The 26,439-nt window shown below is 62.8% G+C and carries 27 protein-coding genes; 11 read left to right on the plus strand and 16 right to left on the minus strand.

Features of this window, described 5'->3' with window-relative positions; all coding sequences use genetic code 11:
• Positions 1-154: 154 nt before the first annotated feature.
• Complete coding sequence (locus M728_RS13760) at positions 155-379, minus strand: aa3-type cytochrome c oxidase subunit IV (protein ID WP_026620723.1); 225 nt, start codon at positions 377-379, stop codon at positions 155-157.
• Between the two features lie 211 nt (positions 380-590).
• Positions 591-2,924 (minus strand): bifunctional diguanylate cyclase/phosphodiesterase, encoded by a 2,334-nt coding sequence (locus tag M728_RS13765; protein WP_026620722.1) that lies wholly within the window; start codon positions 2,922-2,924, stop codon positions 591-593.
• 419 nt (positions 2,925-3,343) lie between these two features.
• Between M728_RS13765 and M728_RS13770 the strand changes: the two genes are divergently transcribed.
• A complete protein-coding gene (locus M728_RS13770) occupies positions 3,344-4,099 on the plus strand; it encodes a gamma-glutamyl-gamma-aminobutyrate hydrolase family protein (RefSeq protein WP_026620721.1) in 756 nt (251 codons plus the stop codon).
• A 16-nt stretch (positions 4,100-4,115) separates the two neighbouring features.
• Here the strand turns inward: M728_RS13770 and M728_RS13775 are convergent, their stop codons facing one another.
• The 3 genes from M728_RS13775 to M728_RS13785 all read right to left on the minus strand — a co-directional run bounded on the left by M728_RS13775 (position 4,116) and on the right by M728_RS13785 (position 6,814).
• Positions 4,116-5,078, minus strand: a complete 963-nt coding sequence (locus M728_RS13775; RefSeq protein ID WP_026620720.1) for a 2-hydroxyacid dehydrogenase — start codon at positions 5,076-5,078, stop codon at positions 4,116-4,118.
• A 109-nt stretch (positions 5,079-5,187) separates the two neighbouring features.
• Positions 5,188-6,210 (minus strand): LacI family DNA-binding transcriptional regulator, encoded by a 1,023-nt coding sequence (locus tag M728_RS13780; RefSeq protein WP_026620719.1) that lies wholly within the window; start codon positions 6,208-6,210, stop codon positions 5,188-5,190.
• A 100-nt stretch (positions 6,211-6,310) separates the two neighbouring features.
• Positions 6,311-6,814 carry a MarR family winged helix-turn-helix transcriptional regulator gene (locus M728_RS13785; RefSeq protein ID WP_026620718.1) on the minus strand — a complete coding sequence of 168 codons (504 nt, stop codon included), beginning with the start codon at positions 6,812-6,814 and terminating at the stop codon, positions 6,311-6,313.
• 113 nt (positions 6,815-6,927) lie between these two features.
• Here M728_RS13785 and M728_RS13790 point away from each other — a divergent pair, with 113 nt between their 5' ends.
• The 4 genes from M728_RS13790 (at position 6,928) to M728_RS13805 (ending at position 10,893) form a co-directional block, all read left to right on the plus strand.
• Positions 6,928-7,719, plus strand: a complete 792-nt coding sequence (locus M728_RS13790; RefSeq protein ID WP_026620717.1) for a creatininase family protein — start codon at positions 6,928-6,930, stop codon at positions 7,717-7,719.
• A 109-nt stretch (positions 7,720-7,828) separates the two neighbouring features.
• On the plus strand, positions 7,829-8,920 hold the full coding sequence (locus M728_RS13795; RefSeq protein ID WP_026620716.1) for a GTP-binding protein: 1,092 nt from the start codon (positions 7,829-7,831) through the stop codon (positions 8,918-8,920).
• A gap of 64 nt (positions 8,921-8,984) precedes the next feature.
• Entirely contained in the window at positions 8,985-9,974 is a 990-nt protein-coding gene (locus tag M728_RS13800) for a WD40 repeat domain-containing protein (RefSeq protein ID WP_026620715.1), read from the plus strand.
• 280 nt (positions 9,975-10,254) lie between these two features.
• Entirely contained in the window at positions 10,255-10,893 is a 639-nt protein-coding gene (locus tag M728_RS13805) for a LysE family translocator (protein ID WP_026620714.1), read from the plus strand.
• A gap of 190 nt (positions 10,894-11,083) precedes the next feature.
• Here the strand turns inward: M728_RS13805 and M728_RS13810 are convergent, their stop codons facing one another.
• Positions 11,084-11,674, minus strand: coding sequence for a GNAT family N-acetyltransferase (locus M728_RS13810; protein WP_026620713.1), 591 nt, complete (start codon positions 11,672-11,674; stop codon positions 11,084-11,086).
• Between the two features lie 89 nt (positions 11,675-11,763).
• Positions 11,764-12,903 carry an ornithine/lysine decarboxylase gene (gene odc2 / locus M728_RS13815; protein WP_245269695.1) on the minus strand — a complete coding sequence of 380 codons (1,140 nt, stop codon included), beginning with the start codon at positions 12,901-12,903 and terminating at the stop codon, positions 11,764-11,766.
• A gap of 598 nt (positions 12,904-13,501) precedes the next feature.
• On the opposite strand from odc2, the gene M728_RS13820 reads away from it, so the two are divergent.
• The 3 genes from M728_RS13820 (at position 13,502) to M728_RS13830 (ending at position 16,173) form a co-directional block, all read left to right on the plus strand.
• Positions 13,502-14,395 carry a LysR family transcriptional regulator gene (locus tag M728_RS13820; protein WP_026620711.1) on the plus strand — a complete coding sequence of 298 codons (894 nt, stop codon included), beginning with the start codon at positions 13,502-13,504 and terminating at the stop codon, positions 14,393-14,395.
• Positions 14,396-14,506: 111 nt separating this feature from the next.
• Positions 14,507-15,151, plus strand: a complete 645-nt coding sequence (locus M728_RS13825; RefSeq protein ID WP_026620710.1) for a DUF1007 family protein — start codon at positions 14,507-14,509, stop codon at positions 15,149-15,151.
• The gene (locus M728_RS13830; protein WP_026620709.1) at positions 15,145-16,173 is read left to right on the plus strand and encodes a nickel/cobalt transporter; all 1,029 of its coding nucleotides are present in this window, start codon (positions 15,145-15,147) and stop codon (positions 16,171-16,173) included. The genes M728_RS13825 and M728_RS13830 overlap by 7 nt, the downstream gene beginning before the upstream one ends.
• 11 nt (positions 16,174-16,184) lie before the next feature.
• Here the strand turns inward: M728_RS13830 and M728_RS13835 are convergent, their stop codons facing one another.
• The 4 genes from M728_RS13835 to M728_RS13850 all read right to left on the minus strand — a co-directional run bounded on the left by M728_RS13835 (position 16,185) and on the right by M728_RS13850 (position 18,909).
• On the minus strand, positions 16,185-16,400 hold the full coding sequence (locus tag M728_RS13835) for a hypothetical protein (RefSeq protein WP_026620708.1): 216 nt from the start codon (positions 16,398-16,400) through the stop codon (positions 16,185-16,187).
• Positions 16,397-17,095 carry a GNAT family N-acetyltransferase gene (locus M728_RS13840; protein ID WP_026620707.1) on the minus strand — a complete coding sequence of 233 codons (699 nt, stop codon included), beginning with the start codon at positions 17,093-17,095 and terminating at the stop codon, positions 16,397-16,399. Before M728_RS13840 ends, M728_RS13835 begins: the two co-directional genes overlap by 4 nt.
• A 293-nt stretch (positions 17,096-17,388) precedes the next feature.
• On the minus strand, positions 17,389-18,093 hold the full coding sequence (locus M728_RS13845) for a tellurite resistance TerB family protein (protein ID WP_026620706.1): 705 nt from the start codon (positions 18,091-18,093) through the stop codon (positions 17,389-17,391).
• A 177-nt stretch (positions 18,094-18,270) separates the two neighbouring features.
• Positions 18,271-18,909 carry a 2-dehydro-3-deoxy-phosphogluconate aldolase gene (locus M728_RS13850; RefSeq protein WP_026620705.1) on the minus strand — a complete coding sequence of 213 codons (639 nt, stop codon included), beginning with the start codon at positions 18,907-18,909 and terminating at the stop codon, positions 18,271-18,273.
• Between the two features lie 203 nt (positions 18,910-19,112).
• On the opposite strand from M728_RS13850, the gene M728_RS13855 reads away from it, so the two are divergent.
• The 3 genes from M728_RS13855 to M728_RS13865 all read left to right on the plus strand — a co-directional run bounded on the left by M728_RS13855 (position 19,113) and on the right by M728_RS13865 (position 21,523).
• On the plus strand, positions 19,113-19,586 hold the full coding sequence (locus tag M728_RS13855; protein ID WP_026620704.1) for a CYTH domain-containing protein: 474 nt from the start codon (positions 19,113-19,115) through the stop codon (positions 19,584-19,586).
• Positions 19,583-20,491, plus strand: a complete 909-nt coding sequence (locus M728_RS13860) for a CHAD domain-containing protein (protein ID WP_026620703.1) — start codon at positions 19,583-19,585, stop codon at positions 20,489-20,491. Before M728_RS13855 ends, M728_RS13860 begins: the two co-directional genes overlap by 4 nt.
• Positions 20,492-20,566: 75 nt before the next feature.
• Entirely contained in the window at positions 20,567-21,523 is a 957-nt protein-coding gene (locus tag M728_RS13865; protein WP_026620702.1) for a rhodanese-related sulfurtransferase, read from the plus strand.
• A gap of 25 nt (positions 21,524-21,548) precedes the next feature.
• Here the strand turns inward: M728_RS13865 and M728_RS13870 are convergent, their stop codons facing one another.
• The 5 genes from M728_RS13870 to M728_RS13890 all read right to left on the minus strand — a co-directional run bounded on the left by M728_RS13870 (position 21,549) and on the right by M728_RS13890 (position 26,327).
• Entirely contained in the window at positions 21,549-21,956 is a 408-nt protein-coding gene (locus M728_RS13870) for a GFA family protein (RefSeq protein WP_034883592.1), read from the minus strand.
• Between the two features lie 111 nt (positions 21,957-22,067).
• Complete coding sequence (locus M728_RS13875) at positions 22,068-22,844, minus strand: MetQ/NlpA family ABC transporter substrate-binding protein (protein WP_026620700.1); 777 nt, start codon at positions 22,842-22,844, stop codon at positions 22,068-22,070.
• A gap of 36 nt (positions 22,845-22,880) precedes the next feature.
• Positions 22,881-23,546: a methionine ABC transporter permease gene (locus M728_RS13880; RefSeq protein ID WP_026620699.1), complete on the minus strand. Its 666-nt coding sequence runs from the start codon at positions 23,544-23,546 to the stop codon at positions 22,881-22,883.
• Positions 23,536-24,615, minus strand: a complete 1,080-nt coding sequence (locus tag M728_RS13885; RefSeq protein WP_026620698.1) for a methionine ABC transporter ATP-binding protein — start codon at positions 24,613-24,615, stop codon at positions 23,536-23,538. The genes M728_RS13880 and M728_RS13885 overlap by 11 nt, the downstream gene beginning before the upstream one ends.
• A 335-nt stretch (positions 24,616-24,950) precedes the next feature.
• Entirely contained in the window at positions 24,951-26,327 is a 1,377-nt protein-coding gene (locus tag M728_RS13890) for a GH1 family beta-glucosidase (RefSeq protein WP_026620697.1), read from the minus strand.
• Between the last annotated feature and the right edge of the window lie 112 nt (positions 26,328-26,439).

Raw genomic sequence — 26,439 nt, forward strand, 5'->3', positions numbered from 1 at the left:
GCCGTGAGCCGCAGGCACTCCCTCCTTCGAAGGCGGAGCTTTATCCGCCGCCGCGACAGTGCTCCTCACGCCGTGAGGGAAAAGCCCGACCGGTGCGGCAACCGAGACGGGGAGCCTCCTCCCCCGTCTCGAACAGACCTGTCGGGAAAACCGGTTAGCGAAGCATGAAATAACCGGCAACGTTGAGAACGATGAAAAGCACGAAAGAGCTGAAGAAGCCCATGGTCGTGAAGAAAGCGGCAGCCATGGCGATCAGCAACGCCACGCAGAAGAGCGTGCCGTACTTCGTTGCGTTGATGAAGAGCGTATAAGTCTTCTCGTGCTCGGAATAGTCCATCGGTGCGCCCGTCTCGACCGGTCCCGAATGATGCTCTGCCATCGTCCAATTCTCCAGAATGCCGCGGTACCGCCGACGGCGGTCCGCCTTGATCCACCCTTGGGCCGCTTTCACGCAGGCGCGCGAGCGATCCTTTAGCTCCGCATACACAATGCGCGGGCCATTCGCAACGAAAACCCGCCCGCGAAGCTGCGGCATAATCGATGGAGGCAAAGCAAGCGGCAAGCGGTCGCCGTTAACAGGATTGAGGCCGTTAGGCGATGAACTCGGCGGAGGTCGCTGCGGTTTGTTTCCGCACTCGCTGCTCACAAAGAGTTCTCACGGCCGAGGCCGGCATCGGAGCCGCGAAGACAAAGCCTTGGATCAGATCGGCGCAATTGTACTCGTTTATGAGCTGCAGCTGATCTGTCGTCTCCACCCCCTCGACGACGGCCTTGAGTTCAAGCGCGCGGGCGAGATTGACCGTGCCGAGCAGCAATTTGAAGCGTCGCGAATCCTCGCGGATGTTGTGAACGAAAGACCGGTCGATCTTTATGACGCTCACCGGCAGCACATCGAGATAGCTGAGGCTTGAATACCCCGTCCCGAAATCGTCGATCGCAATCGTCATGCCGCGTTTGCGCAGCTCGTGAAGGACGGCCTGAACCTTCTCCGGTTCGTCCATCAGGCAGCTTTCCGTCATTTCAAGGTGCAGGCGGGCCGGGTCAAGACCGGTCTCCTCCAGGGCTTCAATCACGATCGCGACGATTTCGTCGCCGCGAAGGTCGAGAACGGACAGATTGACGGACACCGCCACCTGTCCCGGCCAATCCAGGCAGTCGCGGCAAGCCTGTCTGAGAACGAAGCGCGTCACTTCTGTGACGAGCCCCATTTCCTCCGCGAGCTGGATGAAGACGTTGGGCGGCACCGGCCCGCGCTCCGCGTGGGTCCAGCGCGCCAGGGCCTCGCAGCATTCGACGCGCGACCCGTCAGGCGTGAACATCGGTTGATAGGAGACGCTGAGATCAGCCGCGCCGATCGCCGCGCGCAGATCGCTCTTGAGCTTTTGGCGATCGAGATAGCGCGCTTCCATTTCACCCTCGAAGGCGGTGCAGCCTCCGTTGTCGCGGGCCTTGGCCTCTGCTAGCGCCAAATCCGCCTTGATCTGCAGCTCCTCGAAGCGGAAATCGTGGCTCTTCACGATGACGAAGCCGGCATTCATGGCCATGTTGAAAGTGAAGCCGCCGGCCACATAGATGCCATGCAGATTCGCGTGAAGAGCGCGAATCCGCTCCTCCAGATCGGAGCGGCTCGCCTTGTTGGGGAAAAATACGACGAATTCGTCACTCATCAAGCGTGCCGCAATCGCTTCGTTCGCGGCCAGACTCTTGAGGCGATCGGCGATCGCCTCAAGCAGCTTGTCGCCGATGACGTGGCCCTTCGTGTCGTTGACGTGCTTGAATTCGGCAATGTCGATGAGCAAGAAACCGATGTCGCGATCATGCGCGGCGTCGGCGGCGACTGCGTTGTGGGTGAGCTCGGCAAAGTAATCGCGGCTTGGCAGTCCGGTCAGTGCGTCGAACCGCACCATCTGCAGGATCTGCCTTTCTGCTTGTACCCGCGCCGTCACGTCTTCGAAAATCAGCACGATTTCGCCGTTCTCCCGACGGCTCGCCGAGAATTCCAGCAAGAGATCTTCCGCAAGCGAAACGAGCGCGCGCGAACGCTTCCCCTTGATAAGGAGATCGACCTGGCTGGCGATGTTTTCGCTCTTTTGGAGATCGAGCTCCATTCCGCGAGCACCGCGCGCGAGTACTTCATCAAGGTGGCGGCCCTTGAGCTCCGCCTTGTTGCCGAGACGGAGAAGTTCGCAGGCACGCTCATTCGCCACCACGACGCGATTGTCGCTATCGAGCATGAAGAGGCCGTGCGTCATATGGTTGAGCGCAGTGTCGAATTGTCCCGCGATCGTCCTGATTTCCCGGGCGGCAAGCACGTTCTCGTCGCGGGCAGCAAGCACGTTCTCGTACAGGAAGGCGCGCACATTGTTCGCCATCGCCCAGGTCGACAGGATGAAAGGCAACAACAGCACCGCGAGCACGGCCATGAAGGGATCGCCCAGGGACAAGGCGCCGATCATCATCGGCAGGCAGGCCGATGACGACAGCAACAGCACCGCCCGCTCCGACCCGTAATTGCGCCCAACCAGTGAAATCATCGACGCGAGCGTCACCGAAATACATGCGAGCTGGGCGAAGGCATCCCGTGTGACGGCAATCGCATATCCGCAGGCGATGCCGCAGGTCAGCGTCACTGCAACGCCGCCGACGATATACCGGTTCTCCCATTTCCTGACCGTCACGTGATCCGCATTGGAAAAATCCTGCCGGTCGAACCGCATCATGTCGAGGTTGCGCAGGACCCACAAAACGACGACCGCTGCCGCGCAGCCAAGATAAAGCGCATCGGCGGTCTTCAGGAAGACAAGCAGAAAGGTCACGACGTGAGAGAGCACGCCGATCACCAACGTCCGGCGATGTTGGTAGAGCGAACTTACGAACGACAGGTATATATCTGTCGGAAGAGCGCCCCGTTCATTGCGCATCATGAACTTAAGCTCCGGTTTGCCGGATTGTTAGGATCGAGGGTTTAACGAAAGATTTCGTCTAACACCGCGTAAAATCAGCCGAAACGCAGAACAACCGGCAAATGGGATGTAGTATGCGCCGGTAGCGCAACCGAACATTGCATGAAGCGCAAGTAATGCCTGCACCTTACAGCCGAGAATAGGTGTCTTCAATAGGGAGGAGCGATAATACAACTTCACCGCGTCAGGCGTTTGCGCCAGCGTCGAGGCATTTCCCTGCGAAATGGTTACCGGATCTTGAAGAAATGCTCGCGAATTCCTGCCTTTCCCAAGGCCCGCGCCTTCGACAACAGAGGTGCGCACAACCCGCGTTTCTCCGCAGTTGACTTTAAAGAGATTCTGACGGCAAGGCTTTCCCGAACGATAACCGGAGTCTGACGATGTCGAAACCTGTCGTTGCCATTCCGTGCGATTTTCGCGAATTCGACGGCAATGTCTGGCATGTTGCTGCCCATCAATATGTACGCGCGGCGGTCGAGGGCGCCGAGGTCATGGCGTTCCTAATTCCTGCGCTGGAAACGGGCAATGACGCCGATGAAATCCTCGATCGCGTCGACGGGGTGCTGGCGAGCGGCGCCCGCTCCAACGTCCATCCGTCGCTCTACGGAAGAGAGGCGACGGAAACGGACGGGCCCTTCGATCCGGGCCGCGACGCAACCAGCCTGCCGCTGATCCGGCGCGCGCTCGACCGCGGCATCCCGCTGCTCGCCATCTGCCGCGGCATCCAGGAGCTCAATGTGGCGCTCGGGGGCACGCTCGCGACCGAGATACAGGAGCAACCGGGCATCTGGGACCATCGCAAGCCGGACGTGCCGGATCTCGATGTCGCCTACGGCATTCGCCAGGACGTAGTCGTGAAGGAGGGAAGCTGCCTGGCTCCCGTTCTTGGCGCCGGGCGGATCCGGGTCAATTCGCTGCATCGCCAGGCGATCGCCGCAACCGCGCCGAGCCTTGCGGTCGAGGCCGTCGCCGACGACGGAACGATCGAAGCCGTATCGGTGATCGGCGCCAAGGCCTTCGCCGTCGGTGTCCAGTGGCATCCGGAATATTGGGTCCGGACCGACGCGCCGTCGGCCGCCCTCTTCAAGGCCTTTGGCGATGCGGTGCGTGCTTATCGGGAGGCCAAGACCCAATAATGCGCGGACGCCCGCCCTATCGGCCCTCGCGCCGGAACGGCGTCTCGACGACGGGTGTGAGGGGCTCTCCGGTCGAAAACCACGCCTTCAGATTGTCGACGACCAGGTCGGCCATGGCGTTGCGGGTAACGACCGACGCAGAGGCGACATGCGGCAGCAGCGTAACATTCGGAAGCGCGAGCAGCGCTTCCGGCACGTGCGGCTCGTTTTCGAAGACGTCCAAGCCGGCGCCGGCGATGGTGCCGTTCTGAAGCGCTGCGACAAGCGCGGCCTCGTCCACCGTCGAGCCGCGGCCGACATTGATCAGGACACCCTGGGGCCCAAGCGCGGCGAGAACGTCGGCATTGATCGCCTTCAGCGTGCTCGGCGTTCCCGGCACGATGACGATCAGCGTATCGACGGCCTCGGCCAAGCCCCGCAGGGTTGGATGATAGGCGAAGGCGAGCCCCTCGCGCGGGGTGCGCGTGTGATAGGCGATCGAAAGGCCGAAGGCCTCGAGCCTCCGCGCGATCGCGAGCCCGATCCGCCCGAGGCCGAAAAGCCCGACCTTTCGTCCCCTGAGCGACAGCGGCGAGAGCGGAAAGGCGCCGTCACGAACCCAGCGACCCTGCCGCAGCCATTGCTCTGCCTGCGGCAGCAGGCGCACCGTATTGATGAGAAGGCCGATCGCGGTATCGGCGACTTCCTCGGTCAAGACATCCGGCGTGTTGGTGACGACGACGCCCCGCGCGGCGGCGCGCGCGACGTCGACACCATCATAGCCGACGCCGAAATTGGCGACGATTTCAAGCTCGGGGAAGGCATCCATCAGGTCCACCGGCAGGCGTCCCGAAACGGCGATGCCGGCGACGTCGGCCATCTCCGCCGTCACCAAGGCCGCCTCGGCACGCTCGATCGTCACCGTGTCGAACATCTCCGGAAGGCGTTCGAGCACGCGCTCGTTGATCTTGCCGGGCACGAGAATTCTGGGACGGCTCATCGATATTCCTCTTTAGAAGAGTGTCGAAGCGACGCGCATCGGTTGCAAGCACTGCTGCAAGCTTCCTTGTGTCGTAGGCGCTGTAAGGAAACATGCAGGCGAGAAACGATCAAGCGGCGACGCGAAGCGGGCCGGTCGACTGGCGGATGCGCATTTCCGGCTTGATCAGGTGTATGCCGTCTGGTTCGTGACTGCCGGAAAGCTTGTCGAGAAGCGCGCGTGCGGCGCTGCGGCCCACTTCCGCCTGGCCGTTCCAGACAGTGGTCAAGGCCGGGGTGGCAATCGACGCCTCCTCCAGGTCGTCGTAGCCGGTCACCGAGATGTCGACACCCGGGACGAGGCCGGCACGGGCGATACCGTTCATCATGCCGATCGCAACGAGGTCGTTCCAGCAGACAACGGCCGTCGGCTTTTGCGGCAGCGACAGGAGATGCACCGCGGCTTCGAAGCCGCCCTGTTTCGAACGCGGGCCGGGAATGCGCAAGTTCGGATCGACGTCGATATTCGCCTTGCGCAATGCGTTGACATAGCCCTGGTAGCGATCGCGCCCGGTCGAGGTCTGGTCGGTCCCGCCGACCATTGCGATACAGCGATGGCCGAGGCCGATCAGGTGGTTGGTGGCAAGCGCGATGCCGTAGGCGTCGTCGCCACGGAAGATCGGCACATCCAGGCCGTCGATCGAGCGTGCGATCAGGATAGCCGGCATGCCGTTGTCCTCGGCAAGCTGAATGTCCTCCGCCGGCGTGCCGATGGCCGGCGACATGATCACGCCGTCGCCGCCGAGCTGCAGCAGCGTCTCGATGAAATCGCGCTGCTTCTCGACGGAATCGTAGTGATTGGAGAGAATGAAGGTCTGCTTGTCGCGATCGAGCTCCGCCTCGATCGCCTTCAGGATCTCGCCGTAGAACGGGTTCATGATGTCGTGCACGACGACGCCGATAATGCCGGAACGCGACGTCCTGAGGCTCGCGGCGCGTCGATTGTAGATATAGCCGAGCGCGCGCGCCTGCTCCTTGATCTTGTCGCGCGTGACTGCCGCCACGAGCGGGCTATCGCGCAATGCCAGAGATACCGTCGCCGTCGAAAGGCCGAGTGTTTCCGCGATTGTCGAAAGCTTGACCTTTTGCGCCACCGTTCCCCCCGATTTTCCCGTTTATGGTGTCAGCCCGATTTAAACCCTCTTTAAACTGTTTAAATCTTCGCTGCAATCGGGAAGTCGCGCAGCTACTCTCTCAATCTGCAGCCCGGGCGGCCTGAAGATTGCTGTCGACGACGCGCAGGAGCTTCAGAAGCGTACGCACCTGCTTGTCGGTCAGGCCGCGTGTCGCGAGCTTCTCGGAATGGTGGCCGGCTTCCGCGATGGTTTGCAGGCGGTCGCGGCCGGGGCCGGTCAAATACACTTTGGTCAGCCGCGCATCGTCCTTGTCCGGCCGGCGTTCGAGAAAGCCCTGCGCTTCCATGCGGCCGATGGTGCGCGTCATTGTCGGCGCCTTGACGCCGAGTTTCGCCGCCAACGCACCAGCCGTCAGGCCGTCGGTCGCGGCCAGCGCGAGCATGACGCCGTCCTGGCCGGCGTAGAGACCGCTTTCGACGAGGTTGCGGGACAGCACCGTTCGCATCGAGCGCGCCGCTTGGACGAGAATCGACGCCAGATCGTGATCATGCGCCTCGGCGACGATCTCGTCTCTCTTCTTGCCGTTCTTGCCCTTCTTTTCGGCTTTGCTCTTCTTGCCCATTGGACCTCCCGCCGAATCCCGTACATTGCCTTTATAGCAATACCGCTTGAGATTACGAACTGTATGACTCAAATAACAATTTTACGACAAACGACGCGTAGGACCGAAGAGAAATGTCGCTGCCGAAAGCCCGCTGGGACGACAATCCCGCCGATCTCGCGCCCCTCGAAAGGAGGGACTGGATCGCGGTGCTGCCGCTCGGCGCGCACGAGCAGCACGGACCGCATCTGCCCTTCGATACCGACCGGCTGATCGCCGAGGGCATCGTTGAGCGGGTAATCCCGGCGCTCCGGGACGGCCTGCCGGTGACGTTCCTGCGGGTCGAACCCGTCGGCTATTCGGTCGAGCACATGGACGTACCGGGCACCCGCACGCTTGCCTATGACGAAGCGATCGCGCGCTGGCTCGGGATCGCCGAAAACCTCGCGTGGCTCGGCGTCCGCAAATTCGTGATGCTGAACGCGCATGGCGGCAACTCGCCCCTGATGACGATTGTCGCAACCGAGGCGCGCATGCGTTTCTCCATGCTTGCGGTCGCGACGAGCTGGACGCGCTTCGGCCAGCCCGAGGGCTGGATCGGCGCTGAGGACAAGGCGATCGACATCCATGGCGGGGATATCGAAACGTCGGTGATGCTGGCGCTCTGCCCGGACAAGGTGGACATGACGAAAGCCCGCCGCTTCCCTTCGCGCCAGAGCGAATTTGTCCGCCGCTTCAAACATCTGCGTGCCTACGGCCCGCATGCCTTCGGCTGGAAGATGTCGGATTTGAACCCCGAAGGCGTTGCGGGCAATGCCGCCGCGGCGACGGCCGAACGTGGCGAGCTCCTACTCGATCATGCGGTGAAGGGCGTTATCGAACTGCTCGAGGACGTGAACGCTTTCGACGCCAGCGATCTTGCGTGAGCGACCGGCGGCGAAAACGTCCCCATCGCATTTGCGCATCGCCGCTCGATCTCCTATATCAAACGCCAACACCGATGCCCGCGGCGCATCGCCAATCACCGAGGCTCCCATGACCGAAACGACCACGCAGAAGCCGATCCCCGTCACCGTGCTCACGGGCTATCTCGGCGCCGGCAAAACGACGCTGCTCAACCGCATCTTGAGCGAGAACCACGGCCGCAAATATGCGGTCATCGTCAATGAATTCGGCGAGATCGGCATCGACAACGACCTGATCGTCGAGTCCGACGAGGAAATCTACGAGATGAACAACGGCTGTGTCTGCTGCACGGTCCGCGGCGACCTGATCCGTGTCGTCGAGGGGCTGATGCGCCGGCCCGGTCGTTTCGACGCCATCATCGTCGAGACCACCGGCCTTGCCGACCCCGTGCCGGTCGCCCAGACCTTCTTCATGGATGACGACGTGCGTGCGAAGACCGAGCTCGACGCCGTCGTGGCACTGGTCGACGCCAAGCACCTGCCGCTGAGATTGAAAGACAGCCGCGAAGCGGAAGATCAGATCGCCTTCGCCGACGTCGTGCTCCTCAACAAGACCGACCTCGTCACGCCGGAAGAGCTCGAGCGGATCGAGGCGACCGTGCGCGTGATCAACCCGTCGGCCCGCATCTACCGCACGCAGCGCTCCGAGATCGACCTCACCAAAGTGCTCGACCAGGGTGCCTTCAACCTCGAAAAGGCACTCGAAAACGATCCGCACTTCCTTGAGCAGGGTGAGCATGACGACCATGTCTGCGGGCCCGACTGCGATCACGACCACCACCATCACCATGATCATGATCACGAGCATCACCACCATCACGATCATCATCACCACGACCATGGCCCCTCACCGATCCACGATGTGACGGTGCAGTCGATCTCGCTGAGGGGGGGCGAGATGAACCCGGACCGCTTCTTCCCGTGGATCCAGAAGATCACGCAGACAGACGGGCCGAACATCCTGCGCCTCAAGGGCATCATCGCCTTTGCCGGCGACGCCGAGCGTTATGTGGTCCAGGGCGTCCACATGATCATTGAGGGCGACCATCAGCGCGCCTGGAAGGAGGGCGAGAAGCGGGAGAGCCGGCTCGTCTTCATCGGGCGCGATCTCGACCGCGAGAAGATCGAGCGCACCTTCAAGGCATGTGAAGTCCAGGCATGATAGCGGAAAGTGCCTGCCGGTTTCCGAATAAGATCATGCTGAAACAAGAGAGCCTGACCAACTGATGCCGACCGTCGCTCCGCTCGATCTCGAAGGCCACGTCGTCGGCGTGGCCTTTCTCAAGAACGTCCCCTTCTTCGCCGGGGCCGCCGGCACGATTCATCGCCTCGACCAGGGCCACAAGACGACTGAAGCCCATGACGGCCTGCTTTCGCTCGCCTATGACGAGGCGAGCGACACGCTTTTGACCGGCGGCGAGGACGGCAAGGTGATGCGCATTTCGGCCGATGGCACCGCAACTCCCGTTGCCGAAACGGCACGCAAATGGATCTCCGAAGTTGCCGCCGGACCGCAAGGCGCGGTCGCCTACGCCTATGGCAAGACCACCTTCGTCCGCCTTGCCGACGGCACGACCAGGGAATTCCCGGAGGAGCGCACGGTCGAGGGCATTGCCTTTGCTCCCAAGGGGCTGCGCATTGCGGTCGCGCGCTACAATGGCGTGTCGCTGCACTGGGTCGCGATGACAGGCCAGCCGATCGACCTCGAGTGGAAGGGAGCGCATACGGGCGTTACCTTCTCCCCGGACGGCCGCTTCGTCGTCACCACCATGCAGGAAAACGCGCTGCATGGCTGGAAACTCGATGCGAAACCCGGCGCCGAAACGCGGCATATGCGCATGACCGGCTACCCCGCCAAGGTGAAGTCGCTTTCCTGGTCCGCCAAGGGCAAATGGCTCGCCTCCTCCGGCGCCCCGGCGGCGATCGTCTGGCCCTTCCAGGGAAAGGACGGCCCGATGGGCAAGGCGCCGCTCGAACTCGGCACGCGGGGCAACACGATGGTGACGACGGTCGCCTGCCATCCGGCGGAGGATATCGTCGCGATCGGCTATGAGGACGGCATGATTCTCGCCGCCCGCTTCGCCGACAGCAAGGAAGTGCTGCTGCGCCGCCCCGGCAAGGGCGCGATCACCGCCATGGCGTGGAGCAAGAACGGCCGTCAGCTCGCCTTCGGCTCCGCCGCCGGCGATTGCGGCGTGGTGGATATCGCGGGGTAGTTGAATTTTACGGATGCAATGGCGCTCACCCTAGCCCCCTCCCTTCCTTCGGAGGACGCGCCCACTTCGGCCCAAGCACACTCGGATGCCACCGCAGGGGCCGCTCCGCCCACCCAATTTCGCGGACGGCCGGCGCCCCTCGTCCGGCGCCTCCACAAGACAAGGCGCCGAGAGTGTCCAATGGGAACCGCTCCAGCGTCTGCCGGAGGTGGAGTGATGCGCAGGCGCTTGCGCGCACGTCGAAGCTGTGGGACGACTTGGCGACTGAAGGGAGGACACCATGAGTGAAGTCACCATCCTCGCATTCGTATTTGTGGCTTTCATCGGCATCGCGACGCCCGGACCGACCGTGCTTCTCGCGCTCACCAATGGCTCGCGCTATGGCGTGAAACGAGCAACGGCAGGGATGGTGGGGGCCATGCTCTCCGATTTCGTGCTGATCGGAGCCGTGGCGCTCGGCCTCGGCGCGCTGCTCGCCGCGTCCGAGTTCTGGTTCACGGTCGTCAAATGGTTGGGTGCCGCCTATCTCGCCTTCCTCGGCATCATGCTGCTGCGCTCCCGCGGCACGCTGGACATCTCCTCGGATTCCGCGCCTTTGCCGCATGGCGCCGGCACACCGCGCTCGATCTTCATAAAGAGCTTCCTCGTCGCGGTCACCAATCCCAAGGGCTATCTGTTCTTTTCCGCCTTCCTGCCGCAGTTCATCGAACCCACGGTGCCGCAGGTGCCGCAATATGCGATGCTCGCTCTCGTCTTCGCTTCGATCGATTTCGCCGTGATGTTCGGCTATGCGTTGCTCGGCTCGCAGGCGGTGCGGTTCCTGAAGCGCTCCGGCGCCATCTGGCTCGACCGCGTGTGCGGTGGTGCGCTCCTGACGCTCGCCGGATCGCTGGCTTTCTATAGACGCGCCGCCAACTGACGTGCTGTTCGCAAGGATATTCTCATGCGATCGCCGAAGGCCGAGTGACGTTTGCGCCTTCCCGGCGCTGAGGAACCCGGGACGCAAGGAGCCTACCGATTCCGGTCTTTCTTGAAGAGAAAGCAGCGCTCCGCCGGCGGCGGAGCGCTGCTGGTTGTCCGCCTCCGCAGGGTGAGAGGCAGAGAAGACCTCAGGCGGCGCGCTTAAGCGGCGGCAGGGCGAGCTTCCGCCCGCTGGCGACGAGCATGCCGGCGGCACCCTCGAGCCAGTCTTCCTTCAGTTCGAGCGCGAGGAAGCGATTGCGCTCGAACGGGCCAGGCATAACGAGATGCTGCGCCCGCGTGGCGAAGAAGCCGAAGCGCTCGTAATAGGCGGCGTCGCCAACGAGCAGGATTGCACCATGGCCGCGGTTCTTCGCCTCCTCGATCGCCGCCCGCATCAGCATGCCGCCGATGCCCTTGCCCTCATGCCCGGGATCGACGGCAAGCGGGCCGAGAAGCAGCGCCGGCACGGCATGGCCCTCGCGGTCGACGCCAGCCTCGACATTCCAGAGACGCACGGTGCCGATCACATGGCCGTCGAGGTCGCGCGCGACCAGGGCCAGCCCCTCCGCCGGCACGCGGCCGCGGCGGAGCTTTTCCGACGATTTTTTGCGGCGGCCGGGCCCCATGGCACGGTCGAGCAGGTTTTCGCGCGCGACGACGTCGCCCGGATTTTCGGAGTCGATCACAAAGGTGGACGGCGCGAAGAACGCGCGCAAGGTATCAACAACAGCGGCCATCGGGGCCTCCCGTCATCAAAACCGCTTCAGGCGGACCAGAGAAGAATTGTGAAATCGCCGCTCCCGCGAGAAAGCGGGAGCAGGCTGGATCAGATCACGTAGGCCTTCAGCGGCTCGAAGCCATTGAAGGCGACGGCCGAGTAGGTGGTCGTGTAGGCGCCAGTGCCTTCGATCAGAACCTCGTCGCCGATCGTCAGCGAGATCGGCAGCGGATACATGTTCTTCTCATAGAGCACGTCGGCCGAATCGCAGGTCGGGCCGGCAAGCACGCAGGGCTCCATCGCGTCGCCGTCACGCGCCGTGCGGATCGGGTAACGGATCGCCTCATCCATCGTCTCGGCGAGACCGCCGAACTTGCCGATGTCGAGGAAGACCCAGCGGTGATTGTCGTTGTCCGACTTCTTCGAGACGAGAACGACTTCCGCCTTGATCACGCCGGCATTGCCGACCATGCCGCGGCCCGGCTCGATGATGGTTTCCGGGATGTTGTTGCCGAAGTGCTTCTTCAGCGCCCCGAAGATCGCCTGGCCATAGGCCTCGGCCGACGGGACGTCCCTCAAATACTTCGTCGGGAAGCCGCCGCCCATATTGATCATCTTGAGCTCGATGCCCTGCTTGGCAAGCTGCACGAAGACGCGCTTGGCATCGGCGAGCGCTGAATCCCAGGCGTCGACCTTCGTCATCTGCGAGCCGACATGGAACGACACGCCGTAGGAGACGAGGCCGAGCTGATGCGCGTAGACAAGCACGTCGACCGCCATCTGCGGCACGCAGCCGAACTTGCGCGACAGCGGCCATTCGGCGCCTTCGCCGTCCGTGAGCACGCGGCAGAAGACACGGGCACCCGGAGCGGCACGCGCGACCTTCTCGACCTCTTCGTGGCTGTCGACCGCGAAAAGGTTGATACCGAGCGCATGGGCACGCGCAATGTCGCGCTCCTTCTTGATGGTGTTGCCATACGAAATGCGGCTCGGGGTCGCACCGGCATCGAGCGCCATTTCGATTTCAGCGACGGACGCGCAATCGAAATTGGAGCCGAGACCGGCGAGAAGGCGCAGGATTTCCGGCGCCGGGTTGGCCTTGACGGCGTAGTAGATGGCGCTGTCCGGCAGCGCGTGACGGAAGGCCTTGAAATTGTCGCGCACGACGTCGAGGTCGACAACGAGGCAAGGACCTTCGGGTCGTCGGGTGTTGAGGAAGTCGATGATGCGTGCGGTGGTCATGGCCATATTCCCCGATCCATTAAACTCCACAACTGTGGAGGACAAAGGGCATACGCGCGCTTGCTCTGGAACCAGCCGGTGGAGACCCCGGAACCATGCATGCGCTCGATGCGCGAAACGATGAATCGAAGCCCGCAAAGGCTAGGATTCGGCTTTGTCTGCCATGGATTGGAGGGAATAACCCAACCGCACTTCCGGCAATGAAGGTGTGCCTCTTCAGTAACCCCGGCTGATGGAAAGCCGGCAGACACCAGAAAGGCCCGCACCGTCGTTGCTTCAAGATGTCCTCGCATTTCCCGGTTGGCCGGAATAGCGACTGGAGGGGTTAGTTCCAGGTACCTTACCGATGACCTCACCTAATCGAGGGTCGGCGGACACCCACAGGCACGTGCGACTTTGGGCAAGGGCGTAGGTAAGAAAAATCACTGTCGTAATCAAGAGTTTTTTCCGCCTCGGCCATAAATTTTTCTGGACCGGGCAGCGGCGCCAGTGTTCACTTTCAATGAACGATCGCAGCGACGCCGGTCCGTGCGGGCAGAGGCGCGAAATATCGGGATTGCCGAGAGTTTGCGGGCGCCTGCAGGCGAGAAGAGAAAGACGAATCATGGATACCCTAACCCGCATCCGCGCCTTCATCGATGTCGTGGACGCGGAGGGCTTTTCGGCGGCCGCCCGGCGCGTCGGCAAGTCCAAGGCGCTGCTCTCGAAATATGTGCGGGAGCTCGAAGACGAGCTCGGCGCTCTCCTCCTCAATCGTACGACGCGGCAATTTTCGCTCACCGAGGCCGGCCATACCTATTACCGCACGGCGTCCGAGATCCTGAAGGAGATCGACAACCTCGCCGATCTCGTGCGCGCCAACAATTCCGACCTGCGCGGCCGGCTCCGAATCACCGTGCCGCGGACCTTCGTCGATGCGGATATCGGCCAGTCGCTGATCGATTTCGGCAGAGAGCACCCCGAACTGTCGCTCGAGATCGTCTCCGATGACCGCTTCATCGATCTCGTCGAGGAGGGCTTCGACGTCGCCGTCCGCATCACGCGGCTGGAGGACTCGACGCTGATCGCCCGCAAGCTCGACGACTTCCAGGTGCTGGTCTGCGCCTCGCCGCACTTCCTGGCGAAGGCCGGTCCTTTCGCGCATCCGACCGACCTTGCGCATGTCCCGTGCATCCTCGACACCAACGGCCGCTCCTATTCCAACTGGCGTTTCATCGAGCCGGACGGCTCGCCCTTCACGGTGCCGGTGAGCGGGCCGATCGAGGTCAACAGCCCGCTCGCCGCAGCGCGTGCCGCGGTGACCGGCATCGGAGTGGCGGTCCTGCCCGACTTCATCGCCAGGCCGAAGATCTCGTCCGGCGAACTCGTGACGCTCTTCGATGATTTCCTGCCCAAGGACCGCGGCATCTATGCGATCTATCCGCATCGCCGCTATCTGCCGACCAAGGTTCGTACCTTCGTCGATTTCCTGCACGGCTGGTTTCGCAAGACCCGTTAGAGTCTTTGCGCACCGGGACCAAAAGCCACGGTGCCAAGTCCCAATTCCGTCCCATTTGCAGTACATTCGGAAGACGATTCGCACGGCTCCGGCCGAAAGGATTTCCATTCCATGAAAATACAAAGCCTTGTCATGGCCGGCCTTGCGACGCTCGTTGCGCCCACGCTCGCCTTCGCCCATCCGCACATCTTCGCCGAAGCGCGCCTGGAGATCGTCTCCGACGACAAGGGCGAGATCGGCGAATTGAGGAATGTCTGGCGTTTCGATGAGCTCTTCTCGGCAAGCGTCGTGCTCGACTTCGACAAGAACTCGAACGCCACCCTCGACGCCGACGAGTTGAAGGAAGTGGGCCAGACGGTGCTCGAGTCGCTGGCGGAATACAACTACTACACGACGATTTCCGATAACGGGAAATCGGTGAAGGTCAACAGGCCGGACAGCATCACCGTCGATTACAAGGACAACCAGCTCCTCATGATGTTCGCGGTCAAGCCGGCCGAGGCGATGCCGCTCAAGGGCAAGCTCTCCTTCGGCGTCTACGACCCGACCATGTATACGGCGATGGACTTTCCGACCGATGAGGACCTGACGGTTGTCGGCGACAAGATCGAGGCCTGCGAGCATCAGGTGGTGCGCCCCGATCCGGACGAAGTGCTGGCTGAGAACAAGGACACGCTCACCGACGCCTTCTGGAACGATCCGACCGGGACCGACATGTCGAAGCTCTTCGCAACGAGGATCGAGGTCACATGCTGAACGCCCGTCGGATCGGCCGCCCGCTCGCGGCTGCGCTGTTGTTGACGGCCCTTTCCGCGACCATGGCCATGGCACAGTCGCCGCTCGGCATCGGTACGGCCGAACCCTCTGTCCAGACGAACAGTTTTCTCGGCGGTTTCTTCGCCTGGGTCAACATGGAGCAGCAGGGCTTCTACCGCATGCTGACCAGCGCGCTCAAAGGCATGCGCGAGAACCCCTGGCAGCTCTGGTCGCTGATCGGCCTTTCCTTTGCCTATGGCGTCTTTCACGCCGCCGGTCCCGGCCATGGCAAGGCGGTCATCTCTTCCTACATGATCGCCAACGAGACGGAGCTTAAGCGCGGGGTGCTGCTCTCGTTTCTCTCCTCGCTCCTGCAGGGCGTGGTCGCCATCCTGCTGATCGGCGCCGTCTATCTCGTACTGCGCGGTTCCTCGATCAGCATGACGAACGCCACCCATTCGCTGGAGGTCGCAAGCTACGCGCTGATCGCCGCCTTCGGCGGCTGGCTGGTGTTCCGCAAGCTGCGCGCGTTGGCACGCTCGGCATCCCAGCTCGCCGGCGGGCACACCCACGATGATCATGGCCATCACGATCACGGCCACAGCCACGATCATCATCACGACCATGCGCATGGGCCGGGCGAGGTCTGCGCAAGCTGCGGCCATGCCCATGCCCCCGATCCGGCATTATTGAAAGGCGACCGATTTGCGCTCAGCGAAGCCTGGTCGGCGATCGTCGCGGTGGGCTTGCGCCCCTGCTCCGGCGCGCTCATCGTGCTTTCCTTCGCGCTTCTGAACGGGCTCTATCTCGGCGGCGTGCTCTCGGTTTTCGCCATGTCGATCGGCACAGCGATCACCGTTTCGATCCTCGCAACCTTGGCCGTCACCGCCAAGGGTTTCGCGGTGCGCTATGCCTCGAGCGATTCGGCCGCGACGCGGATCTCCAACGGCATCGAAATCGCCGGGGCGCTCATGGTGCTTGTCCTTGGGCTCGTTCTGTTGGGCGCTGCGCTGCAGGGGTGAGACGCAGTCAGCTACAGCCCTTTCCGGCGCTGATGGCGGGCGCGCAGCCAGAAGATCAGGAAGAAGGCAAGCACGAAGAGTGCGCCGAAGCCGGCGGCAAGCCAGGGGGAGATGTCGCCTAGCACCAGCATGATCGACGGCAGCGCAAAAAAGCCGATCCCGACCACCAGCAGGATGACAGCAGCAGCGACTGCCGCGGATTTTTCCTTTTTCTCGGGTGCGGTCACGTTCGCTCCTTTGCCGCAAGCTCGCCTCGAATCTCGTCGAGGCGCCGCTTCTGCCGTCCCTCGCCGTCGAAATTGTCGGGCGAGAGCCAGCGCTCGAACGCCGCCTTGATGAGCGGCCATTCGCTATCGATTATCGAAAACCAGGCCGTATCACGATTGGCGTGTTTTGAAACCATATGCTGGCGAAAAATGCCCTCGAAGGTAAAGCCGAGGCGCACAGCTGTGGTCCGGCTCGGCTGGTTTTCGCTGTGACACTTCCACTCGTAGCGCCGGTAGCCGAGGTCTTCGAAGACGTGCCTTGCCATCAGAAAATGCGCTTCCGTCGAAAGCGGCGAGCGCGCCATGGCCGCCCCGTGCGCCACACCGCCGACCTCGATGACGCCGTTCGCCGGATCCGCGCGCATGTAGTTCGCCATGCCGACGACCCTGCCGGTCGCCTTGTCGCGAAAGACCTCGGTGATCCACCCGGATTTTTGCTGGACCTCGGAAAGCCAGGCGTCGAAATCCTCGACGTCGGAAAAATCGTCCTGGGAGAAATATTTCAAGAGCGGGTTGATGGCCATGCCGCCGAAGGCGTCGTTCCAGAGCGCCTGCAGATGCATGACCCGGTCATAGGGCTCGATCCGCACATAGCGCCCTTCGATGGTCACCGGTTTCGGCGCCGGGCATCCTTTCCAATCGCTGAGATCACGCATGGACCACTCCTGCCTTTCTGCTGCAGCAACCCTTGCGCGTCTGACATGAAGCGCGGCGCTGTAATTGCCTTCGCAATAGGACAGAGGCCGAACCGTTACAAATTCAAACTGGTGATGAACCCATGAAGCAGCGAAGAGGGAGGCGCGGTATCCCCGCCTCCCTCTGATTTCCGATCGCGCCGTCCCTACTGCATATGTCCTTAAATCGTACCCGATTTAAGGACATAAACATGCAGCCATTCAAAGTGCTACAGCGTCCTTTGTGCGTCTGAAAAGACGCACGGCGCTGTAGATCAGGCGGGAACCTTTGCCGCCGAAACCGTAGCCTCAATATGGTCGACCAGCGCATCGGCAAGCCCCAATCTTCCGGCGAGCAGATCGAGATAGCCGCGCTCCGCCCGGCTCTCCGGCTCGATCGCAAGACGCGATGCCGTGTAGAGTTCCACCCGCTCCTCCTCGGTCTTGGCGGCGGCGACGATGGCGTCGAGATCGATCGGGTTGGAAAGCTCGGCTTCCAGGAAAGCCGCCGCATCCGCCGAAAGGCCGGAGACGGACAGCTTGTCCATGATGTGGCGGCGCTCGGCCTCGTCGATGTGGCCATCCGCCCGCGCGGCAGCGATCATCGCCCGAACGAGCACCAGTGCGAAGTCCTCGCTCAAGGCATGGGGTGCTGTGAAACCGGAATTGGCCGGCGGCGGCGGCAATTCGGCGAGCGGCTTTGAAGCGGGCTCCGCCGCCGGCGCCTGTCCGGCCTGATAGTTCTTGTAGGCCTGATATCCGAGACCGGCGATCGCGGCGAGGCCGCCGAGGACGGCCGCATTGCCGGCAAGCTTGCGCCCCGACTTGGTACCGAGGAGGACAGCCGTAATCGCGCCCGTGGCGAGCGGATTGTCCTTGGCGAGCTTCGTCACCTGATCCGCCCGGCCGCGGACGGTGCCGCCGGCGCCGGGTACCTGCGAACCCAGGAACTGGTCCAGCAATTTCTTCGCATCGAACATCGGTCTTGCTCCTTTCGGTTCCACGCGCGATTGACATGCACGCGACTGTCGCTCCCCATGCCGCTCTTTTGTTGGCGGATTGAGACATAGGAACGTTGCGGCGGAAATACAAACTCGCGCCTGGAACGAAAAGGGCCGGGCAAGCCGGCCCTCACCTGCTCGCATTTTGCTGGCGCATCAGCCTTTCAGCGCGAAGGCCTCGGCCGCAAGCCTGGTGATGCCGGCCCAATCGCCCTTGGCGACCAGATCCTTCGGAGCCACCCAGGAACCGCCGACGCAGACGACGTTCGGCAGCGAAAGATAGTCACGCGCGTTGGCAAGCGAGATGCCGCCGGTGGGGCAGAACAGGGTACCGGCAAGCGGCGAAGAGAGCGCCTTCAGATAGCCTGCGCCGCCGGCCTGCTCGGCCGGGAAGAATTTCATGACGTTGTAGCCCTCCTCACGCAGACCCATTACTTCGCTGGCCGTCGCCGCACCGGGAAGCAGCGGTATCTGGTGGTCATTGGCGACGTCGATCAATTCCTGCGTGGTGCCGGGGCTCACGATGAACTCGGATCCGGCTTTTACCGCCTCTTCGAACTGGGCGGCGTTGAGGATGGTTCCCGCACCGGCAACCGCACCCTCGACTTCGGCCGCAACGGCGCGGATCGCCTCAAGCGCCGCCGGTGTCCTAAGCGTGATCTCGATCGCCTTCAATCCGCCGGCGACGAGCGCCCGCGCGAGCGGAACTGCGGTTGCCGCATCGTCGATCACCAGCACCGGCACCACCGGTTGCAGCTTGAGGATGGAAAGAAGCTTGTCGGTCTTCACGCTCATGCCCGCTGTCCTTTTAAAACGATTGAATGCCGCACTTCGCATAGCCTCCCCGTCCGTCATTGTCGAGACCGAAAGCTGCCGTGCCGCGCCGGCGCCAATTGGAAGGAGACGATAAATGTCATCTGCGGCAACGAGATGGCTTGAGCCTCAGCCGCAATACGGTACTTTGATGGCCGTCGACCTCTTGAGATGGCAGGACATCCATGGCGAAGGAGATTGAGCGCAAATTCCTGGTCGCTTCCAGCGGCTGGCGCGAGCATGCCGACGGCGGCACCAGGCTCCGGCAGGCCTATATCGTAACCATGGAGGACCGCTCGGTGCGCGTCCGCATCCATGGCAACAAACGGGCCCGCCTCACCATCAAGATCGGCAAATCGGCGCTCGTGCGTCACGAATACGAATATGACCTGCCGATGGACGACGCCCGAGAGCTGCTGACGCAGGCGGTTGGGGTCGTCATCGAGAAGCGGCGGTACCGCGTGCCGTACAAGGGCTTCACCTGGGAGGTCGACGTCTACGAGGGCGCGCTCGAAGGGCTGGTCGTCGCTGAAGTCGAGATGAAGCGGGAAACGGACTTGCCCGCCTTGCCGCTCTGGCTCGGGCGCGAGATCACCGGCGACCGCCGTTATTCCAACCAGGCGCTTGCCACAGAGGGTCTCCTGGAAGCGCAATCATGACCTATGCGCTCGATCCGGGTCGGCCTTTCACCGAGGACTTCCGCGCCGTCGGAGCGGAACAGATCGAGCGTGCGGTGGCTGTGCTGCGGGAAAAGCCGGCGGGCGTGCACGAGGCGATCCACGACGCTCGCAAGAGCTTCAAACGCCTGCGCTCGCTCTATCGGCTCGTCGCCGCCGATGCACCGGATTTCCAGCCGCAGGAAAACGCCCGCATCCGCGACATGGCGCGGAATCTGTCGACCGTCCGCGACGCAGCCGCTCTTGTCGAGAACGCCAATTATCTGCGCCTGCACGCAGCAAGCGAAGAGCAGCAGGTCGCGCTAGACAAGGTCTGCTCGATCCTGACGGCGCGCCGTGACCAGATTGCGACAAGCGAAACCGACCTCAACGGCAAGATCGACGTGACCATCGTCAATTGCGAACAGGCACTTGCGGCCCTCGCTCACGTTTCCTTCGACGACGGACGGCGCAAGTCCGCGGCCCGGCTGGAGAAGGGTTGGCGAAAAACATTGAGGCGGGCCGCACGCGCCAGATGCGCCTGCGAAACAAGCACCGATAGCACGGCCTTTCATGAACTGCGCAAGCGTGTCCAGGACTATCGAATGCAATTGGCCTTGCTGCGCTCGGCGTGGCCTTCGGCGATGCAGGCAAAGAGGGAGGACGCGAAGGAACTCATCGATGTGCTCGGCCATTTGAACGACCTTTCGACGATGACGTCGCTCGTCAACGAGCAACCGGAGATCGCCGGCGACAGCCAGAACCAGGCGCATCTCCTCTCCGCCGTCATCGCCCGTCAGGAGGAACTGCGGAGGGAAGTCCTGCAACGGGCAGAGGCGGTGCTCCTTGACGATCCGGAGAGCGAGAGCCGCACAGTCGCGCTGCTCTGGCTCGAGGCCGGAAGGTAGAGCCCCGGAGGGGCGGTCGCCAGCGCGATTCGTCGCAATTGCGCACGAGGCCCGAAAGCTGTATTTGCGTGCCGCATGACCGACATGCTGACGACACCGCGCTCCAAACCAGGCCAAGAGACGCGAGGCCAATTTCTGGTGGCTGCGCTCTATCATTTCGTTTCCTTCCCGCGTTTCGCCGATTTCCGTGAGCCGCTGCAGGCTGCCTGCGACGCGAACGGCGTGAAGGGAACGCTGCTTCTCGCCCATGAGGGCATCAACGGTACGATCGCGGGCAAGGATGAAGGCATTGCGGCGGTCCTTGCCTTCCTGCGCGCACAGCCGGAATTCGCCGGCCTCGAACACAAGGAGAGCCGGGCCTCCACCATGCCCTTCCTGCGCATGAAGGTGCGGCTGAAGAAGGAGATCGTCACCATGGGCGTCGAGAACATCGACCCCAACAAGGTGGTCGGCACCTATGTGGAGCCGAAGGACTGGAACGCGCTGATCTCGGATCCGGACACGCTGGTGATCGACACACGCAATGACTACGAGACGGCAATTGGCCTCTTTCGCGGCGCGGTCGACCCGAAGACCAAGACCTTCCGCGAATTCCCCGACTGGGTGCGCAACAATACGGGCCTCAACAACAGGCCGAAGATTGCCATGTACTGCACCGGCGGTATCCGCTGCGAGAAGGCGACCGCCTTCATGAAGGAGCAGGGCTTCGAGGAGGTCTATCACTTGAAAGGCGGCATCCTCAAATATCTGGAGCAGGTCCCGCCGGAAGAGAGCCTCTGGGACGGCGCCTGCTTCGTCTTCGACGAGCGCGTGTCGGTAACCCACGGGCTCAAGGAAGGCGACCATACTCTCTGCCACGCATGCCGGCAGCCGCTGACGCAGGAAGACCTCCTGTCGCCCCTGCACGAGGAAGGCGTCTCCTGCGTGCACTGCCACGACACGCGCACGGAAGAGGACCGCGAGCGCTACCGCGAACGGCAGCGGCAGATCACGCTGGCAAAGAAGCGCGGCGAACGGCATCTCGGAAGCTAAGGCGGCTGGATACCTCCCGCGCCGATCAGCCCGGCAACGCCTCGTACTCGTCCACGCAATGGGCCGGTCGGTCCCAGTGCGGGCGACTGCGGGTAAAGACCGCATTGGTCGGCTCGAACGTCGAGGTGTCGTCAAGCGTGCCGGCATAGACGGTCCAGCGGTCGTCGCCGGGCGGGCCGGAGCCGAAGATCTGGCTGCCGCAGGTGGGGCAGAAATACCTGATAGAGGCCTTACCGTTTTCGGCGAGCTTCTCGTAAGCGCAGAGCTCACCGGTGACGTCGACGTCGGCGCGCGAGAACATCATGTAACAGCAATGACCGGTACCCGTGGCCCGCTGGCAATCCCGGCAATGGCAGAAGCCGGAATAAAGCGGTGGCCGTTTCACCTCATAACGCACTGCGCCGCACAGGCATCCACCCTTCATGCCGCTCATGTCAGCTCCTCCTCGAACTGCCCGGAGGATAGCGAAGCGGCTCTCGCCGTCAAAGAAAAACCGCGCACCGAGGCTGCGGCGCGCGGTCCATGTCCTCGCTCACAGGTAGGCTTACCAGCTCGGGATGAGCGCACCCTTGAAAGTTTCGTTAATAAACGTCTTGACCGTTTCGTCGTGATAGGATTCGACGAGCGTCTTCACCCAAGGCGCGTCCTTGTCCGCGGCGCGCACCGCAATGACGTTGGCGTAGGGAGACTTCTCGCCTTCGATAGCGATGGCGTCTTCCTTTGGATGAAGGTCAGCCTCGAGCGCGTAGTTGGTGTTGATCACGGCCGCGTCGACGTCGGCCAACGAGCGCGGAAGCTGGGCCGCATCGAGCTCGGCGAACTGGATGTTCTTCGGATTTTCCGTGACGTCGGCCGGGGTGGCCTTCAATCCGGCATCCGGATTGACCTTGATGAGGCCCTTCGACGCGAGAACCAGGAGCGCGCGACCGCCATTGGTGGGGTCGTTCGGAATGGCGATCGTCGCGCCATCCTTGAGCTCATCGAGGCTCTTCACCTTGTTCGAATAGACGCCCATCGGCGTGGTGATGGTCAGGCCAACGCTGACGATCTCGTAGCCCCGGTCGGCGATCTGGTTGTCGAGATAGGGCTGATGCTGGAAGGAATTGGCATTGAGCTCGCCATCGGCGAGTGCCTGGTTCGGAACAACATAATCGGAGAATTCGAGGATCTCGATGTCGAGGCCCTTGGGAGCGGCGACTTCCTTCACCTTCTCCATGATCTGCGCATGTTCACCCGGGGTTACGCCGACCTTGATCGTCTCTGCAAGCGCCGTACCGGCACCAAGGGCGGCGAATGCCGCCGCTAGAATGAGCTTCTTCATGGATATCTCCTTGTCGCTGTTGGTGTCTTGGAAGGATCAGGTCTTGCGGCTGCGCTTATCGAAGCGGCGTGCCAGCCGGTCGCCGGCGCTCTGCACGAGTTGTACCAGCACGACGAGCACCACGACCACGATGAGCATCACGTCCGGCCTGAAGCGCTGATAACCGTATCGGATGCCGAGGTCGCCAAGGCCGCCGCCGCCGACGGCGCCGACCATCGCCGAATAGCCGATCAAGCTGACGAGAGTCATGGTGAGTGCCAAGGTCAGCGCCGGCCGGGCCTCGGCAAGCAGCACCTTGAAGACGATCTGCATCGGGGTGGCGCCCATGGCGCGTGCCGCCTCGATCAGCCCCTTGTCGATATCGCGGATCGCCGCCTCGACGAGACGCGCGAAGAAGGGAATAGTCGCAATCGTCAGGGGCACGATCGCCGCCTTGGTGCCGATCGAGGTGCCGGTGACGAGGCGCGTGAAGGGAATGATCGCGACGACGAGAATGATGAAAGGCGTCGAACGCGTGGCGTTGACCAACAGGCCAACGATCCGGTTGACGTTGGGCGCCGGAAACAGCTCGCCCCTGCCGCTGGTCGCGAGGAAGATGCCGATCGGAAGGCCGATCAGCGAACCGATGAGACCGGCGATCGCCACCATGCGCAGCGTGTCGAGCGTGGCCTTGCCGATAAGCATGAGAAGATCAGGCGACATAGCCGAGCACCTCCGTGACCAGTCCGTTCTCGGCGAAGAAGCGCTCGGCCTTCCCGGCGGTTTCGGCGTCGGCGCCATAGGCGACGACGAGCGAGCCATAGGGCTTGCCGCCGATTTCGTCGATGGTGCCGGCGATGATGTTGACCTCGGCGCCGATCGTTTGGATGAGCTGCGAGATTAGGGGCCGCTCAGCCGCCGCGCCGAAGAAGGTAAGACGCACGACGACACGGTCGCCGGCAGCCGCCGCGGACTTCAGGCCCCTGGCGACCGCTTCCGGCAGCCTCGAGCCCGGAAGGCCGGAGAGAAGCGCTCGCGTCGTCTCGTGTTTGGGATGGGTGAAGACATCGAAGGTCCGGCCGCGCTCGACGATCTCGCCCTTGTCGATCACCGCCACATCGGAGGTGACGGCTTTCACGACCTCCATCTCATGGGTGATGAGCAGAACGGTGAGGCCCAGCTCCGCATTGATCCGCTTCAGAAGCTCGAGGATCGACTGCGTCGTTTCCGGATCGAGCGCCGAGGTCGCCTCGTCGGAGAGCAGGAGCTTGGGCTCCGTGGCAAGCGCCCGGGCAACGCCGATACGCTGTTTCTGGCCGCCGGAAAGCTCGGCCGGATAGCGACCATGCTTGTCGGCGAGGCCGACGAGATCGAGGAGCGGCCGCACGCGCTGCTCGATCGCCCGCCGATCCATGCCGGCGATCTCCAGCGGCAGCGCGACATTGCCGAACACGGTGCGCGAGGAAAGCAGATTGAAGTGCTGGAAGATCATGCCCACCGAGCGGCGCAAATCGCGCAAGCCCGCCTCGTCGAGAGCGCCGACATCGACGCCGTCCACGAGCACCTTGCCGCTCGAGGGCTTTTCGAGACCGTTGACCAACCGGATCAGCGTCGACTTACCGGCGCCCGAACGGCCGATGATGCCGGTGATCGAGCCGCGCGCGACGGTCAGGCTGACATTGTCGAGCGCGGTGAAGGCCGCATTTCCATCGGACGCCTGGAAGCGTTTGGAAACGGCATCGAAGACGACGGACGCATCTTCGGGGGAAATGTCGGAAAGAGGAATGGTCATTGTCCGGTCGCCCCCGAAAGAGGGATCTCAGCGATAGGAGGATACATGATGCTCTCGGATGTTCGAAACTCTGGTCCCGGACGAATAGGCCGGGAGGGAAAGCGTGTCTGGTCAGGCCGACATTCGACAACGCATTCGGAACGGAGAGCAACTCTCTATCATCGGACGACCCGTCGGTTCAACGCTCTGCGGCATCGCAGCCATGCCGCGCAACATGTGCTTCTTATCGCCGTCGAGAGTCCCGTTTCACAGGTACGTTTTTTCGAAGCCGCGGTGTTCAGCAAAAAAGTCTACTCTTTTTATGCAGAATGGTCGCGTCCGGAGAAGCGTCTGCTTCAGGCCGGCTTGTGATTGCCCTTGGGGAATTGCTCCGCCAGTTCCTTGTACCAGTGGCCGCTCTTCTTGATGGTGCGGACCTGCGTTTCATAGTCGACGTGCACGATGCCGAAGCGCATCCTGTAGCCTTCCGCCCATTCGAAATTGTCCATCAGGCTCCAGGCGAAATAGCCGCGCATCGGATAGCCCTTGGCGATGAGGTCCGCGGTCACCGAGAGATGGTCGGAGATGTAGTCGAGCCGCGGCTGGTCGTCGATGGCGCCTTTCTCGACGCCCATGTTGTAGCAGGCGCCGTTCTCGGTGATGTAGCAATCGGGCAGCTTGTAGCGGGCGTTGAGCGTCTCGACCAATGTGCCGAGGGCAGGCGCATAGACTTCCCAGCCGATATCCGTCTTCACGTCGCTGACGGGCTTGGCGTTGATCGTTGCCGGATACTCGGCACCCGCGGCCGGATCGTGCGAGACCCGCATCGGCGTGTAATAGTTGAGGCCCCACCAGTCGAGCGGCTGGGCGATCGTCGCCATATCGCCGTCCTCGATGAGTGGCATGCGGGACCCGAGCGCCGAAAGGAAGCCTTCCGGATACTCGCCCTTGAAGATCGGGCCGAAGAAGACGCCGTTGTGAAAATCGAAGGCGCGCTCGGCGGCGGCCTTGTCCTTGGCACCATTGCTGCCGGGATAGACCGAATGGGCATTGATGACGATGCCTGTCGGCAGGTCCGCCCGCTCCGAGCGGATCGCCTCGACGCCGAGGCCATGGGCGAGATTGGTGAAGTGGAGCGCGGCGAGCGCCGCATCCATGTTGCGCTCACCCGGCGCATGAACTCCGTAGAGATGGCCGAGCCAGACCGAGCACCAGGGCTCGTTGAAGGTTGCGACCGCATCGAGCCGGTCGCCCAGGCGGGCGATGACCGTCTTCGCATAGCGCTGAAAGGCATAGGCGGTCGTGCGCGCCGTCCAGCCGCCATCGCCCATAAGCGCCAGCGGCAGATCCCAGTGGTAAAGCGTCGCGAAGGCCTTGATGCCGCGGGCCTTCAAGCCATCAACGAGGCGGTCGTAGAAATCGAGCCCCTTCTCGTTGATGGGGCCCGTGCCTTCCGGGATGATGCGCGGCCAGGCGATCGAGAAGCGGTAGGCCTCGACGCCGAGATTCTTAATGAGATCGAGATCCTGTTCCAGCCGGTTGTAGTGGTCGCAGGCGATGTCGCCGTTGTGGCGCTCGTAAACACGGCCCGGCATGTTGGAGAAGGCGTCCCAGATCGACGGCTTGCGCCCATCCGCCTTGCTGGCGCCCTCGATCTGGAAGGATGCGGTGGCAACGCCGAAAACAAAATCGCCGGGAAAGCGCTCTGCCAGTTTCTTGGCTTCGATCATCATTCAGCCCTCGTCGTCTGCGCAGCCGGTGCCGGAGGGGCTCGGCTGCATTGGATCGCAATGGGAGAGCGGGGCACCGGGCAAAGGCGCCCTTCCGCGTCCTGCTCTCTTCTCG

The organism is Ensifer sp. WSM1721 (assembly GCF_000513895.2).
Taxonomy (GTDB): domain Bacteria; phylum Pseudomonadota; class Alphaproteobacteria; order Rhizobiales; family Rhizobiaceae; genus Sinorhizobium.

Coding starts and splice junctions, on each gene's coding strand:
- M728_RS13790 (WP_026620717.1), top strand. CDS start 6,928: ATGTCGCTGCCGAAAGCCCGCTGGGACGACAATCCCGCCGATCTCGCG.
- M728_RS13795 (WP_026620716.1), top strand. CDS start 7,829: ATGACCGAAACGACCACGCAGAAGCCGATCCCCGTCACCGTGCTCACG.
- M728_RS13760 (WP_026620723.1), bottom strand. CDS start 379: ATGGCAGAGCATCATTCGGGACCGGTCGAGACGGGCGCACCGATGGAC.
- M728_RS13785 (WP_026620718.1), bottom strand. CDS start 6,814: ATGGGCAAGAAGAGCAAAGCCGAAAAGAAGGGCAAGAACGGCAAGAAG.
- M728_RS13820 (WP_026620711.1), top strand. CDS start 13,502: ATGGATACCCTAACCCGCATCCGCGCCTTCATCGATGTCGTGGACGCG.
- M728_RS13865 (WP_026620702.1), top strand. CDS start 20,567: ATGACCGACATGCTGACGACACCGCGCTCCAAACCAGGCCAAGAGACG.
- M728_RS13830 (WP_026620709.1), top strand. CDS start 15,145: ATGCTGAACGCCCGTCGGATCGGCCGCCCGCTCGCGGCTGCGCTGTTG.
- M728_RS13775 (WP_026620720.1), bottom strand. CDS start 5,078: ATGAGCCGTCCCAGAATTCTCGTGCCCGGCAAGATCAACGAGCGCGTG.
- M728_RS13845 (WP_026620706.1), bottom strand. CDS start 18,093: ATGTTCGATGCGAAGAAATTGCTGGACCAGTTCCTGGGTTCGCAGGTA.
- M728_RS13855 (WP_026620704.1), top strand. CDS start 19,113: ATGGCGAAGGAGATTGAGCGCAAATTCCTGGTCGCTTCCAGCGGCTGG.
- M728_RS13860 (WP_026620703.1), top strand. CDS start 19,583: ATGACCTATGCGCTCGATCCGGGTCGGCCTTTCACCGAGGACTTCCGC.
- M728_RS13825 (WP_026620710.1), top strand. CDS start 14,507: ATGAAAATACAAAGCCTTGTCATGGCCGGCCTTGCGACGCTCGTTGCG.
- M728_RS13770 (WP_026620721.1), top strand. CDS start 3,344: ATGTCGAAACCTGTCGTTGCCATTCCGTGCGATTTTCGCGAATTCGAC.
- M728_RS13810 (WP_026620713.1), bottom strand. CDS start 11,674: ATGGCCGCTGTTGTTGATACCTTGCGCGCGTTCTTCGCGCCGTCCACC.
- M728_RS13880 (WP_026620699.1), bottom strand. CDS start 23,546: ATGTCGCCTGATCTTCTCATGCTTATCGGCAAGGCCACGCTCGACACG.
- M728_RS13885 (WP_026620698.1), bottom strand. CDS start 24,615: ATGACCATTCCTCTTTCCGACATTTCCCCCGAAGATGCGTCCGTCGTC.
- odc2 (WP_245269695.1), bottom strand. CDS start 12,903: ATGGCCATGACCACCGCACGCATCATCGACTTCCTCAACACCCGACGA.
- M728_RS13765 (WP_026620722.1), bottom strand. CDS start 2,924: ATGATGCGCAATGAACGGGGCGCTCTTCCGACAGATATATACCTGTCG.
- M728_RS13890 (WP_026620697.1), bottom strand. CDS start 26,327: ATGATGATCGAAGCCAAGAAACTGGCAGAGCGCTTTCCCGGCGATTTT.
- M728_RS13875 (WP_026620700.1), bottom strand. CDS start 22,844: ATGAAGAAGCTCATTCTAGCGGCGGCATTCGCCGCCCTTGGTGCCGGT.
- M728_RS13805 (WP_026620714.1), top strand. CDS start 10,255: ATGAGTGAAGTCACCATCCTCGCATTCGTATTTGTGGCTTTCATCGGC.
- M728_RS13850 (WP_026620705.1), bottom strand. CDS start 18,909: ATGAGCGTGAAGACCGACAAGCTTCTTTCCATCCTCAAGCTGCAACCG.
- M728_RS13840 (WP_026620707.1), bottom strand. CDS start 17,095: ATGCGTGATCTCAGCGATTGGAAAGGATGCCCGGCGCCGAAACCGGTG.
- M728_RS13800 (WP_026620715.1), top strand. CDS start 8,985: ATGCCGACCGTCGCTCCGCTCGATCTCGAAGGCCACGTCGTCGGCGTG.
- M728_RS13870 (WP_034883592.1), bottom strand. CDS start 21,956: ATGAGCGGCATGAAGGGTGGATGCCTGTGCGGCGCAGTGCGTTATGAG.